The sequence below is a fragment of the Quadrisphaera sp. RL12-1S genome, from assembly GCF_014270065.1.
GTDB lineage: Bacteria > Actinomycetota > Actinomycetes > Actinomycetales > Quadrisphaeraceae > Quadrisphaera.
Genome location: NZ_JACNME010000005.1, coordinates 253334 through 266322, shown reverse-complemented (window position 1 = coordinate 266322; position 12989 = coordinate 253334). Strand labels below are relative to the sequence as shown.

Annotated in this window: 11 protein-coding genes and 1 pseudogene; 1 reads left to right on the top strand and 11 read right to left on the bottom strand. The window is 75.2% G+C overall.

Annotation, left to right across the window (positions count from 1 at the left end; genetic code table 11):
- Nucleotides 1–7: 7 nt before the first annotated feature.
- The 8 genes and pseudogenes from H7K62_RS12170 to H7K62_RS12135 all read right to left on the bottom strand — a co-directional run bounded on the left by H7K62_RS12170 (nt 8) and on the right by H7K62_RS12135 (nt 7541).
- On the bottom strand, nt 8–610 hold the full coding sequence (locus H7K62_RS12170; protein ID WP_186718463.1) for a hypothetical protein: 603 nt from the start codon (nt 608–610) through the stop codon (nt 8–10).
- A 48-nt stretch (nt 611–658) separates the two neighbouring features.
- Complete coding sequence (locus H7K62_RS12165) at nt 659–1096, bottom strand: hypothetical protein (protein WP_186718461.1); 438 nt, start codon at nt 1094–1096, stop codon at nt 659–661.
- Nucleotides 1093–2126: pseudogene (locus H7K62_RS23890) on the bottom strand (SDR family oxidoreductase). Before H7K62_RS23890 ends, H7K62_RS12165 begins: the two are co-directional and overlap by 4 nt.
- A gap of 103 nt (nt 2127–2229) precedes the next feature.
- A complete protein-coding gene (locus H7K62_RS12155; protein WP_186718459.1) occupies nt 2230–4407 on the bottom strand; it encodes a glutamine synthetase III family protein in 2178 nt (725 codons plus the stop codon).
- A 157-nt stretch (nt 4408–4564) separates the two neighbouring features.
- Nucleotides 4565–5143 (bottom strand): O-methyltransferase, encoded by a 579-nt coding sequence (locus tag H7K62_RS12150; RefSeq protein ID WP_186718457.1) that lies wholly within the window; start codon nt 5141–5143, stop codon nt 4565–4567.
- A 24-nt stretch (nt 5144–5167) separates the two neighbouring features.
- Nucleotides 5168–5641, bottom strand: coding sequence for a heme-binding protein (locus H7K62_RS12145; RefSeq protein WP_186718455.1), 474 nt, complete (start codon nt 5639–5641; stop codon nt 5168–5170).
- A complete protein-coding gene (locus H7K62_RS12140; RefSeq protein WP_186718454.1) occupies nt 5638–6492 on the bottom strand; it encodes an alpha/beta fold hydrolase in 855 nt (284 codons plus the stop codon). Before H7K62_RS12140 ends, H7K62_RS12145 begins: the two co-directional genes overlap by 4 nt.
- A 68-nt stretch (nt 6493–6560) precedes the next feature.
- Entirely contained in the window at nt 6561–7541 is a 981-nt protein-coding gene (locus H7K62_RS12135; protein WP_186718451.1) for a LacI family DNA-binding transcriptional regulator, read from the bottom strand.
- A gap of 204 nt (nt 7542–7745) precedes the next feature.
- Here H7K62_RS12135 and H7K62_RS12130 point away from each other — a divergent pair, with 204 nt between their 5' ends.
- A complete protein-coding gene (locus H7K62_RS12130) occupies nt 7746–8672 on the top strand; it encodes an alpha/beta hydrolase (protein ID WP_186718449.1) in 927 nt (308 codons plus the stop codon).
- A gap of 11 nt (nt 8673–8683) precedes the next feature.
- Here the strand turns inward: H7K62_RS12130 and H7K62_RS12125 are convergent, their stop codons facing one another.
- The 3 genes from H7K62_RS12125 to H7K62_RS12115 form a co-directional block, all read right to left on the bottom strand.
- Entirely contained in the window at nt 8684–9415 is a 732-nt protein-coding gene (locus H7K62_RS12125; protein ID WP_186718447.1) for an MgtC/SapB family protein, read from the bottom strand.
- 84 nt (nt 9416–9499) lie between these two features.
- Complete coding sequence (efeB, locus tag H7K62_RS12120) at nt 9500–10744, bottom strand: iron uptake transporter deferrochelatase/peroxidase subunit (RefSeq protein WP_186718445.1); 1245 nt, start codon at nt 10742–10744, stop codon at nt 9500–9502.
- 72 nt (nt 10745–10816) lie between these two features.
- On the bottom strand, nt 10817–12943 hold the full coding sequence (locus H7K62_RS12115) for an FTR1 family protein (RefSeq protein ID WP_186718443.1): 2127 nt from the start codon (nt 12941–12943) through the stop codon (nt 10817–10819).
- Nucleotides 12944–12989 lie beyond the last annotated feature (46 nt).

The window sequence follows — 12989 nt, the reverse complement described above, 5'->3', positions numbered from 1 at the left end:
ACGCCGGTCAGCTGGTCGCGCGGGTGCGCAGCGCGGTGGCCGTCCGCGCGAAGTAGGCGCCGTACGCCCCGGTGGTGAGAGCGGCGCCGCAGGCGACCAGGCCCCAGACGGTGTCCTGAGCGGCGTCCGTGAGCAGCAGCACCCCCAGGCCGGCCAGCCCGACGGCGCTCAGCGCCGTGGCCAGCCAGGTGTCGATGCGACGTCGGAAGATCCGCGCCATCGGGTAGAAGTGCAGCCCCACGACCAGCGCGATCGTCGGGAGCACGAGGTCAGGGCGCCCGAGGCGACCGAGGACGCCGGCCGCCACCACGATGACCACGGCCTCGGCGGTGAAGACCCACCCGAAGGCCGCGCCGGCGCGCTTCTGCGACCTCTGCTCCTCGGGCGTCATCGCGGTGCTCGCCCGCCCGCGGACCCGTGCCAGCCGCACCGCGGTGACGACGAACCACGCGCTCGCCAGCACCCCCGCGGTGAAGACCGCGGTGCCGAGCACCCCGGGCCACGTGCTGAGGGTGTTGGCGCACCACGCCGTGGTGAAGACGGCCATGAGCACGAGCCCGACGACGACGCCGTCGACGAGCCCGCGCGGGACTGCAGGTTCCCCAGGCACCGGTCGACGGTAGCGGCTCAGGCCGTGGCCGCGGGGATCACGAGCCCGTCAGAGCCGGGGCGCCCAGGGCAGGAGCGGGTGCACCGCGCGCGCCAGGCGCTCGCGGGCCGAGGCGGCCCGCCCCTCGCGGAGCGGGACCCTCCGGGCGGCCCGCGCCGAGGCGGCACCCCAGCTCGCGGCGATCACGGCGTCGAGGAGGGCCAGGCGCGCCCGCGGGTGGTCGCCGGCCGCGAGGGCCAGCGAGGTGAGCGCGTGCACGGCGTCGACCCAGGCGCCGTCGGCCAGGGTCGCCCGTCCTGGTGCGCGCCCCGAGAAGGCCGCCTGCACGAGGTGGCGGGCGCCGAGCAGGCGCACCACCGCGAGCGAGCGCGAGTCCGGCTGGTGCTCGCCCGCCAGGCGCAGCACCTGGCCGGGGGCCACCAGCAGCGCCGCGCCCCAGGTGGCCCGGGCTCCCTGCAGCAGCTCCCCGGCGGGGTGGGTGCTCACCGGCCCAGCCAGCGGCGCACCCGGGCGGCGGTCGCCGCGGCAGCGGTGACGGCGCCGAGCGCCAGCGCCGCCGTGCCGGCCACGTCGACGGCGTGCCGGCGCTGCTGCAGCCACACCTGCGGGCTCCAGCTCCACGACTGCGCGTCGAACTCGCCGCGCGCCCCGGCGTCCCCGGCCACGGGCGCGTCGAGGTAGTCGCCGCGCATGGTGGAGCGGGGCTGGTCGGTGAGCTGGCCGTCCACCCCTGTTCGGGCCAGGTACCTGTCGAGGAACCGGGGGGCGATCCAGCTGCCGAGGACCGTGTACACGGTCGACTCGCCCACCCAGGTCCGCCGGCGCGGGTGGTCGACGACCTCGGCCACCACCTTCGCGCACGCCTCCGGCTGCCAGATCGGCGCGACGGGCTGGGGGTGCTGCGGCTCGGTGGTGCGGACCCAGCCGAACTGGGTGGTGTTCATGCCGGGCATGTGGGCCATCGAGACCTGCACGCGGCTGCCCTCGTGGCGCAGCTCGGTGATGACGGACTGGTGAAGCCGACCACGGCGTGCTTGGCGCCGCAGTACGCGGCCTGCAGGGGGATGCCGCGGAACGCCAGCGCTGAGCCGATCTGCACCACGTGGCCGCGGTCGCGGGGGCGCATGCGCTCCAGCGCCGCCCGGGTGCCGTGGACCTGCCCGAAGTAGGTGACGGCGGTGGCGCGCTCGAAGTCGTCCGAGTCGGTGTCGGCGAAGGGGGAGAAGACGCTGGCCATGGCGTTGTTGACCCACACCTCGACGGGTCCGAGCTCGGCCTCCACGCGGGTGGCGGCCGCTTCCACGTGCTCGCGGTGGGCGACGTCGCAGACGACGCCGAGCCCTCGTCGTCCTGATGAGGCCACGTCCGCGACAGCACCGGCCAGGCCGTCACGACCCCGGGCGAGCACCGCGACGTCCCAGCCGCTCGCCGCCAGCTCGCGGACCACGGCGCGGCCCAGGCCCGCCGAGCCGCCGGTGACCACCGCCACGCCCCGCCGCGAGGCCGGGGCGGACAGGTCGGACGCGGCGGTCTCGGCGAGCTCGACGGGGGCTGCGACGGGCGGCGGGGCGCTGGTGCTCACACCCGCCAGCCTGCGGGCGTGAGCACCGGTCCGCCCGTCAGAGGATGAAGAGCATCTCCTGGTAGGTGGGCAGCGGCCAGAGGTCGTCCGCCACCACGGTCTCCAGCTCGTCGGCGGCGGCGCGGACCGCCGCCATCGCCGGGAGCAGGGTGTCGCGGGCGTAGAGCGCGTGGCCGGCCGTACCGCCGTCGGGGTGGTGCGCCACCGCCGTGCGGAGCTCCGCGACGGCGGAGCGCAGCGCCGCGAGCGGCGTGGAGACCGCCTCCAGCAGGGAGGTGTCGGCCTCCACCCCGGCGGCCTTGAGCGCGGCGACGTTCTGGGCCAGCTCGGTCTGGTAGCGCAGGGCGGCGGGCAGGATGATCGTGCCGCCGATCTCCAGGGAGAGCTTGGCCTCCACGCCCACCGACAGCGCGTACTGCTCCAGGGCCACCTCGAAGCGGCTGTGCGACTCCTGCTCGGAGAGCACCCCGTACCTCGAGAACAGCGCCAGCGACTCCGGGGTGACGAGCTCCGGCAGCGCGTCCAGGGTGGTCTTGAGGTTCTTCAGGCCGCGGGAGGCGGCCTCGACCTGCCACTCGTCGGAGTAGCCGTCACCGTTGAAGATGACCGCGCCGTGGTCGGAGACGATCTGCTCCAGCACCTTCTGCACGGCGTGGTTGAACTCCTCGCCGGCGGCCAGCTTGGCCTCCAGCTCGTCGGCCACGAAGTCCAGCGACTCGGCCACGATGGTGTTGATGGTGATCATCGGCGGCGCGATCGACTGCAGCGAGCCCGGCGCGCGGAACTCGAAGCGGTTGCCGGTGAACGCGAACGGGCTGGTTCGGTTGCGGTCGCCCGGGTCGGTGGGCAGCACCGGGAGGGTGTCGACGCCGATGGTCAGCGTGCCCTTCTCCTTGGACGACGTCGCGCCGCCCTTGGCGACCTGGTCGAAGACGTCGGCCAGCTGGTCGCCCAGGAAGATCGAGATGATGGCCGGCGGGGCCTCGTTGGCGCCCAGGCGGTGGTCGTTGGTGGAGGAGGCCACCGAGGCGCGCAGCAGGCCGCCGTGCCGGTGGACCGCGCGGATGACGGCGGCGCAGAAGACGAGGAACTGCGCGTTGTCGTGCGGGGTGTCGCCCGGCAGCAGGAGGTTGCCGACGTTCCCGCCGCCGAAGGAGAAGTTCACGTGCTTGCCCGAGCCGTTGACGCCGGCGAAGGGCTTCTCGTGGAAGAGCACCTCCATGCCGTGGCGCTGGGCCACCTTGCGCATGGTGACCATGAGCAGCTGCTGGTGGTCGGCGGCGAGGTTGGCCTGCTCGAACATCGGGGCGATCTCGAACTGGCCCGGTGCGACCTCGTTGTGGCGGGTCTTGGCGGGCACGCCCAGCTTGAACAGCTCGCGCTCGGCGTCGAGCATGAACGCCAGCACGCGGTCGGGGATGGACCCGAAGTAGTGGTCGTCGAACTCCTGGCCCTTGGGCGGCTTGGCGCCGAACAGGGTGCGGCCGCAGTTCAGCAGGTCGGGGCGCGACAGCGAGAAGCTGCGGTCGATGAGGAAGTACTCCTGCTCGGGACCGGCGAAGCTCACGACGTTGCCGGGCTCGATGTGGCCGAACAGCGCCAGCACGCGCTTGGCCTGGTCGGCCATGGCCTTCTGGGAGCGCAGCAGCGGCGCCTTGAGGTCGAGGGCCTCGCCCGTGAAGGAGACGAAGACCGTCGGGATGCACAGGGTGTTGCCGTTGGCGTTCTCGAGGATGTAGGCCGGGCTCGTGACGTCCCACGCGGTGTAGCCGCGGGCCTCGTACGTCGAGCGCAGGCCGCCGTTGGGGAAGCTGGAGGCGTCGGGCTCGCCCTGGACCAGCGTCTTGCCGGCGAACTCCGCGATGGACGAGCCCTCGCCGTCCGGCTCCAGGAAGCTGTCGTGCTTCTCGGCCGAGCGGTTGGTCAGCGGGTAGAAGACGTGGGCGTAGTGCGTGGCGCCGCGGTCCATCGCCCAGTCCTTCATGGCGGACGCGACGGCGTCGGCGACGCTCGGGTCCAGCGGAGCGCCGCCGTCGATGGTCGCCATCACCGAGCGGAACACGGCCTTGGGCAGACGGGCCTGCATGACGTCGCGGGAGAAGACGTTCTGCCCGAAGATCTCACCGGGCGCCTCGTGCGCGGCGAACGACGGCGCCGGCGGCACGAAGGACTTCACGGCGTTGATGGCGTCCAGACGGGCGGCGCTGCCGCTCATGCGTTCTCCTCGGGGTGGTCGCGACTCCGCTGCTCGGGGCCGCTGTCAAGCGCGACCGAGACCGTAGGCGCCTCGCGTCTCGGGAGTGTTACGCGCGCGTTCCGGCCCTGGGTCGCTCCGGTGACCCGCGCGCGTCGCGGGCTCCCCGGCCGGGGCGTCAGGCGGGGCGGCGGGTGCTGAGGATGTGACCCGTGCCGACGGCCAGCTCCGCGCTGACGAGCGCCGGGTGGCCCAGGAGCGTCTCGCGCACGCCCGTCACCGCGGCGCGGTCCTCGGGGGAGTGGTACCGGCCGAGGTCCATGTCGTCCACCAGGAGCACCCCACCCGGTGCGACCGCGGCGACCGTCAGGTCCAGGCCCGTCCACTTCCCGCCGAGCGCGTCGGCGAAGACGAGGTCGAACGCGCCCAGCCCGGGCAGGAGCGCCACCGCGTCACCGGTGAGCACGGTGACGGGCAGGTCGGTGGCGCGCACCGCGTCCGCCAGCTCCTCGTCGAGCTCCACGGTCACCACCTCGACGTCCTCGCGGCCGACCAGCCCGGAGGCGATCCACGCCGTCCCCACCCCGACCCCCGTGCCCAGCTCCAGCACGCGCCCACCGGGCCGGACGGAGGCGGCGAGCACCGCCAGCAGCGGCCCGGTGGGCGCGCAGCAGGACTGCGCGAAGGAGCGCTCGACGGCGCGGCGCTCGGCCTCGAGCACGGCTGCGGGGAGGGCGGGGACGGCGGGGGTCGTCACCCGCGCGACGCTAGCGCGCCGTGATCACGCCCGGCGCGCCAGGAACCGCCGCACCGCCTCCGACGACACCGCGTGGTCCACCACGTCCGGTTCACCGGACGTGGTGAGCGTGCCGACCACCTGGCCCGCCACGCGCAGGGGCACGGAGCCGCCGTGCGCCTTGAGCTGGTCGTGGTCGACGTCGTCGCGCTGGTCGAAGGGGGTGCCGGCCTCCTCGTGGCGCCGCCGCACCAGCAGGGACGGCTCCCCGAACCGGTGCACCACGCGCGACTTGCCCGCCAGCCAGTGCTCGTTGCCGGAGTCGGTGGTGCCCGTCTTGGCCAGGAACACCGTCTGGCCGTGCAGCTCCACCCGGACGGCGAGGTTGGCGCCGCGCTCGCGGACCACCTCCAGGGCCAGCACGCCGAGGTCCACGGCGTCGTCCTGGGTGAACGCGTCGAGGTCGAGCGCGGGCTGGGCCGCGACGTCGGCGGCGGTGAAGACGGGGAGGTCGCTCATGGGGTCATCGTGGACCCGTCCGCGCGGACGTGCTCCAGCACCGCGGCCACCACGGCCTCCGGCTCCAGCTCGGGCACCCAGTGGCCGGTGTCGAGCGTGCGCCGCTCGAAGGGGCCGTCCACGAGGGCCGCGGTGCCGAGCACGGAGGCCGCTGCGTAGAAGGGGTCGTGCCGGCCGTGCAGGTAGGTGACCGGGGCGGCGACCCTGCCGACGGGACGCCGTCCCAGCGGCAGGGCCCTATACCAGGCGATCCCCCCGGTCAGCCTGCCGGGCTCGGCGGCGCGCCGCGCGTACCGGCGGGCGTGCTCCCGGGGCAGGCCCGAGCGCACCAGCAGCCGCTCGAGCACGCCGCCGCGCAGGAGCACCAGCTCCGGCAGGACCGGCACCTGGAAGGCGGCCACGTACCAGGAGCGCAGGCCCTGGGAGGACCTCACGACGGCGGAGCCCATCGCCGCGGGGTGCGCTTGGGACAGCGCCGTCAGGGACGCCACGCGGTCCGGGTGCCACGCGGCCAGCGCCCACGCCACGACGCCGCCCCAGTCGTGGCCCACCACGTGGGCGCGCTCCACGCCCGCGGCGTCGAGCAGGGCGACGGCGTCGGCGACCAGCTCGGGGAGGGCGTAGGCCCGCCGGCCGCGAGGCCGCGCGCGGGGTGAGCAGCCGCGCTGGTCGGGGGCCAGCACGCGCACGCCGCTGCCGGCCAGGCGGTGGGTGACGCCGTCGAAGGCGGAGCGGTCCTGCGGGAACCCGTGCAGGCACAGCGCCACCGGCGCTCCGGGGACGTCGGGGCCCACGTCGGGGCCCACGTCGGTGGCGTCGAAGCCCAGCCCGTCGCGGTGGTAGCCCTCCACCCGCCGAGGCTCGCACGCCTCGGGGCCCGCCGCAGCGGGGGAGTGCCCGCCGCTGCGGCGAGGGGGCGTCAGGCGGTGCGGCGGACGCGCACCTGCGGGGCGCGGACGGCGAGGGGGTGGGCCGTCGGGGTCCCGAGGGCCGCCAGCACCTGCTGCAGCAGGTGCTCGGCGGTGGCGACCGTGCCCGGGTCCACCGTGGTCAGCGCGGGGACGGCGAGGGCGGAGAGCGGGTCGTTGTCGGCGCCGATGACGGCGAGGTCCGCGGGGGCGCGCAGCCCCAGCTCGGCCATCGCCGCGAGGACGGCGAACGCGTGCTCGTCGTTGTAGGCGCACACCGCCGTGACGCCTCCGTGCTCGACGAGCGCGCGGACGACGCCGGTGGCGCTCGCCACGTCGAGGGCGCAGCTCACCACCACCGGCTCCGCGACCCCTGCCTCGGCGCAGGTGCGGCGCACGGCACCGAGGCGGCGGTCGCCGTAGACCCGGAACTGGTGCTCCTGGGGCGCCACGTACCCGAGGACGGTGTGCCCCGCCGACAGGAGGTGGCGGGCCTGGGCCGTGCCGAGGGCGGCGTCGAAGGCGGCCATGGCGAAGCTCACCGCGGGGACGCCGGCCGACCGGAGGTCCTCGAGGTCGGGTGCGCCGAGCTCGAAGCCCACCACGGCCGCTGGCGACAGCTGCCGCCAGACCTCGTGGAGGGGGCGACCGGCGGCGACCCGGCGGATGACGAGGTGCAGGCCCTCGCGGACGAGGAGGTCGGTGAGCTCGGTGATCACGTGCAGCGCCAGCGTCGACAGCGGCTGGGGCCCGGGGGCGGCGAAGACGACGAGGTCGCTGAGACCGGAGCGCAGGGACCGGGCCGCGCGGTCGGGGACGTAGCCGAGGTCGGCCGCGGCGGCGGTGACGCGCTCCGCGGTGGCCGCGGTGATGCCGCGCTCCGCAGCGCGCCCGTTGAGCACGAAGCTGACCGTGGTCCGCGACACGCCCGCGCGCTGCGCCACGTCGAGCGCGGTGGGGCGGCCTCGGGCGACCGGCGACGTGCTGCTCACCGCTCCCCCCTCCGTGGCGACCGCCTCGGAACCGCACCCGCCCGGCTCCTCGACCGGCAGCCTAGGCGGCCCGCTGAGGGTTGACGCACCAGCACCACGCCTCTAGATTCCTCCGCTCACCACGTGTTACTGACACGTGGCGATCGAAGCCGGCGGCGGTACCGCGCTCGAGTCCCCCAGCTCGGCGGGGTCGAGGAGGGGTCTGTGGGCGCCTCGGTCAGCTGGCAGCACCGCCTGGTCGCGGACCTCCTCCCGCGCCTGCGCGGAGACCGGCGACGCGCCTCGCTGCTGCGGCTGCCCGAGCTGCTGGCCCACGAGGCCCGCCGCCCCGAGGCCCAGCTCGCGGGACGCCACCTCAGCGGGCTCGACCTGCTCCGCTCCGAGCACCGCGGCTCCGCGGTGCTGACCCTCGAGCCCCGCGGCGCGGCACCTGACGCCCCCGTGCTCGTCGTCGTCCACGGCGGCGGGCACGTGCGCGGCGTCACCGCCGCCCAGCTGCGCTGGTGCGCCCACCTGGCGCGCACCGCTCGGGCGCGCGTCTCGGTCCCCTTCTGCCCCACCGCGCCGCGGGCGACCGCCGAGGTGGTGGTGCCGGCCGCGGCGGCGTTCCTCCGGCGCGTGCTGGCCGACAACCCCCGCTCGCGCGTGACCGTGCTCGGGGAGTCCTCCGGCGGCGCCGTGGCGCTGGCCGCCCTCCAGGTGCTGGCGTCTGCCGGGCGCGCCCTGCCGGACCACCTCGTGCTGGTGTCACCGTGGCTGGACGCGTCCGTCCCCGGCGGAGGCGCGCGTCGGCGTGACCCGCTGCTCCACGCCGACCAGCTGCGCGAGTGCGGGCGGCTGTGGGCCGGCGGGCGCTCGGTCCACGACCCGCTGGTGAGCCCGCTGCACGGGCACCTGCGGGGCCTGCCCCCGATGACCGTGTTCAGCAGTACCAGGGACCTGCTGCACCACGACAGCCTCCGACTGGCGGGACGGGCGCGGGAGCAGGGGGTCGCGCTGCACCTCGACCTGCGCCCGGGCCTCGTCCACGGTTGGGCGGTGCACCCGCGGACGCCGGAGGGGTCCCAGGCCGCGGCCCGCATCAGCGAGGTGGTGACGGGACGCGCCGAGGCCCGGCCGCACGCGGGCTGAGGGGTCCTGGCTCAGCCGGCGTCGTCCCCTGCCGCTTCGAGGGCCCGGTGCTCCTGCCAGGCCACCGACCTCACGCCCTGCTCGAGCGAGAGGCGCTCCACCAGCTGGTTCAGCTGTGAGGTGTCGCTGCCGTCCACCACCAGCAGGAGGGCGAGCGTCGCGGACGCGTCGTCCTCGCTGGTGGTGCTGGTCAGGCCTTGGAGGCGGGCGTCGGTCCCGCTGAGCGACTGCAGCACCTGCGCCCGGAGGTGCCCCTCGTGCTTGCGCCGCACCTCGACGGTGACCTGGTAGGCGCGCTGCTCGTCACCGCCGCTGGTGGGTGTGCGGTCTACGAGCCGGCCCAGCGGCCGCAGCAGCAGGTGCACTCCGATGACCACGCCGGTCACCGCCAGCGCGGCCGCGGCGTGACCGGCGGCCGCCAGGCAGCCGATCGCCGCGGAGCACCACAGCGTCGCCGCCGTGTTGAGCCCCTGCACCGACGAGCCCTGGCGCAGGATGACCCCGCCGCCGAGGAACCCCACCCCCGAGACCACGTACGCGGCGATCTGCAGCGGCGCCTGGGTCTGCGACACGAGCTGGCCGAACAGCACGAAGGCGCAGGCGCCGGTGGCCACCAGCGCGTTGGTCCGCAGGCCCGCGGTCCGCGAGCGCCACTGGCGCTCCAAGCCGATGAGCACGCCGCAGCCGACTGCCGTCAGCAGCCGCAGGGCGAAGTCGAGATCGGTGAGCGGGCTGCTCGCCACCACGGGTCACCTCGGACGTCCGTCGGGTCCCGCCCGAGCGAGACCGCCCGAGCTGCGGCGGACGGTACCGGTGGCCGCTGGACGTCAGGTGAGCAGCGCGGAGGCGTAGTGGTCGTCGGCGTCCCGCACACCCGGCAGCGTGAGGAAGTAGCCGCCGCCGAACGGCTGGACGTAGTCGACCAGCGGCTCGTCGACCAGGCGCAGCTGCACCGTCTCGAACTGCCGCACGACGTCCTGCTGGTAGCAGGTGAACACGTGGCCGACATCGAGGTCGCCGTTGGTGTCGAGCCCCCGGTCGTAGTTGTACGACCGCCTCAGCAGGCGCTGGTTCGCGGTGTCCGCAGTGCGGGGGTTGGCCAGACGGATGTGCGCGTCCAGGGGGATGACGTCGCCCTTGGGGTCCTTGGCGTAGTCCGGGGTGTCGAACTCCGCGTTGCCGTCCAGGGGAGCCCCGCTGTCGCGGCGCCGCCCGAACATCGTCTGCTGCTCCTGGAGGGAGACGCGGTCCCAGAACTCGGTGAGCATGCGGATCACCCGCACCACCTGGTAGCTGCCGCCCTGGGTCCAGGCGGGCTCGGACGGGTCGTCGATCCAGATCAGGCTGGCCGCCTCCGACCCCGTCGGGTTGGCGGTGCCGTCCTTGAACCCCAGGAGGTTGCGGCTGGTGCCGCTGGGACGCGGCGGGGAGTCGAAGCCGTCCATCCGCCAGCGCGGCTGCAGCCCGCCGCGGGTGTGCTTGGTGATGTCGCGCAGCGCGTGGTGGACGGTGTCGGGGTGGTGCGCGCACAGCTGGAGCATCACGTCGCCGCCGGTCCAGGCGTCGTCCAGGGCGTCGTTGGGGAACACGCGCATCGGCGTGAGCTTCTTCGGCCTGGCAGAGGCCAGGCCGTACCTGTCGTCGAAGAGGGACGACCCCACGGAGACCGTCACGGTGAGGCCGTCCGCGGGGATGGCGGGGCCGAGGACGTCGCTGTCGGCGGGCGGCTGGCCGACGCCCAGGTCGGGCGCCGGGCCCCCGGCCGTGAGGGCGCGCGCCCGGTCCGTGAGCGTCTGGAACACGGCCTTGAGGTCGTTGCGGTTCGCCGCGGTGGCGTCCAGGGCCACGAACGCCGCGTGCTTCTGCTTCTGGCTGGGACCGGGGGTCAGCACCCCGGCCTGGTGCACGCCGTGGAAGGGGTAGGTGGCGGGGCCGGTCGTCTCGCCGCCGGACCCGTCGGTGGCGGAGGTGGCGTCGGCACGGGCGCCGCCCACCACCAGGGCTGCGGCCAGGGCGGTGCCGGCGCCACCGGCCAACCCTCCTCGCAGGAAGCTGCGGCGGTCCAGGTCCATGTCAGGTGGTCCTTCTCGGTCACGGGTGGAGTGGTCGGGGGAGGGGCGTGCGCCGAGGGGCGCCGCAGCGGGTCAGGAGTTCGGCGGGACTTCGAGCAGGTCCGGGACGGCCGAGAGCGTCTCCAGCACGGCGCCGATGCGGGCGCGCACGGCCTGCTGCCGCGCCCACGGCACGGCGGCGGGCGCCGTCCACGTGCCGTCCGCGGCGCGCGTGGCGGCCAGGGCGGCGTCGAGCTGGTCCAGCTGCTGCTGGGCGGTGGCCACGAGGTGCGGGCGGCGGGCGTCGATGAGCGGCGCGAGCTCGCTCAGCACGGTGCGGTCGACGTCGACGTCAGCCGCGGTCATCGCGTACTCGGCGCCGCCGCCCTCGTCGTCGAGGCCGGTGAGGTGGTCGCGCAGGGCGTCCTCGAGGATCTCGTGGGCGCGCAGGGGGAGCTGCGTGGGGTCGCCAGCGAGGTCGTCGTCGCCCAGGTGCGCCTGCACCGCGGCCACGTCCTTGGCCAGCTGGTCGGCCACCGGCACCAGCGTCGCGGCGCTCTGGCCGTGGAAGAGGCCGTGCTCGATCCGGTGCAGGCCGGTGAAGCCCGGGTCGTCCACGCCCTGCGGCAGTCCGTCGGGGAGGCCGTCGACGGCGAGCCCGAGGTCTCCGAAGCTGTCGTAGGAGGCGCCGACGCGCTCCCACGTCAGCTGCGCGGCGAGCCAGTCGCGTCGGGCGGCGGCGAGGTCGCCGCGCTGGAGGTCGCCCTGCAGCGTCGCCACCTGCGTGGCGAGCTGGGCGAGCTGGCCGGCGGCGTAGGCCTGGTAGGCGTCGTTCGGGCCCGTGAGGTCGTTCAGGGCGACCGGCTCCACGGCAAGGGCCGCCGTGGCGGCGGCGCTGTCCGCGCTGCCGGTGACCTGCACCGGAGCTGAGCTCATGGCGTCGCTGCCCGCCGGCAGGCACTTCAGCGTGTACGTGCCGGTACCTAGCGTCGCGGACATCGGCGCGGTGGTGCCGGGAGCCAGCGTCTCGATCTCCGCGACGATGCCGCCGCTGGCGTCGTCGAGATTCACCTCCACGATCTTCGAGGAGCTGTTGGTCACCTCGAAGACCTGCGAGCCGGCGCTGGCGGCGCGGAAGCCCCGCGCGCACTGCGTGTCCGTGACCTCCAGGGTCGACGCTGCGGCGCTGCTGCGGGGGAGCAGCTGCACCAGGGCCACCGCGGCCAGGGCGGGCACCAGGACGACGACGCCCGCCGCGCGCCACGGCCGCGAGGCCACCCTGGCCACGAGAGCGTCGCCGCGTCGTCGTCCTGCCGTGCCCGTGCCCGTGCCGGTGCCGGCGCCGGTGGCGGCGGCGGACGGGGCCGACGGGGCGGGCGCCGGGTGCGGGGCGTCCGTCGTCCGGCCTGCGGCCACCAGGGCCCACAGCGTCGCGACGAGGTAGACCACCCACGCCGTGACCTGCAGCACCGTCATCCGCAGCGACAGGTCGGTCAGGCCCGTGACCAGCGCCACCCACCAGGTGCTGCCGTCCACGCGGCTGGTGAGGTCGAACGCCGTCCAGGTGTGGCCGGGGATCCAGCCCGCGTCCTGCAGGTCGCCGAGGCCGTAGGCGAGCACCCCGGCGGCGATCACCACGAGCAGCACCGCCGTGCGGCGCAGGAACGCGCCGACGTCCCAGCGGATGGCCCGGCGGAAGAGAAGGGTGCACAGCACCGCCGCGGCGGCGAGGCCGACCGCCGCCCCGACCGCCGGGGCTGTGCTGGAGCCGGCGGCACGGGCGGCGGTCCAGAGGAACAGCACGGTCTCGAGGCCCTCGCGGCCCACCGCCAGGAACGCGGCCGCGGCGAGGGCCGCCGGGCCGACCCGTGACGCCTCGGCCACCTTGCCCCTCAGCTCACCCGCCAGGGACGCCGAGGCCCGGCGCATCCACACGACCATCGCCGTGATGAGCCCCACGGCCAGCACGCTGAGCGCGCCGCCGAGCGCCTCCTGGCCGTCGCTCGACAGCACGGAGTCGGAGACCGACAGCACCGCGGCGAAGGCTCCTGCGCACGCCAGGGCGGTCAGCGCGCCGAGCCAGACCGGAGCGGTGGGGCGGCGTGCGCCCTCCGGCGCCGACTTGCGGGCGGCTGCGAGGAGGATGGTCAGGACGAGACCGGCTTCGAGGCCTTCGCGCAGTCCGATGACGAGGTTGGGGATGGCGGTGGACCAGTGCACGATGCCTGATCCTGATGAGGGCAGGCTTACCTTCACAAGTACTTGC

Excerpts from the sequence above, each read along its gene's own strand:
- H7K62_RS12145 (WP_186718455.1), bottom strand. The coding sequence starts at position 5,641 with ATGAGCGACCTCCCCGTCTTCACCGCCGCCGACGTCGCGGCCCAGCCC.
- efeB (WP_186718445.1), bottom strand. The coding sequence starts at position 10,744 with ATGGACCTGGACCGCCGCAGCTTCCTGCGAGGAGGGTTGGCCGGTGGC.
- H7K62_RS12155 (WP_186718459.1), bottom strand. The coding sequence starts at position 4,407 with ATGAGCGGCAGCGCCGCCCGTCTGGACGCCATCAACGCCGTGAAGTCC.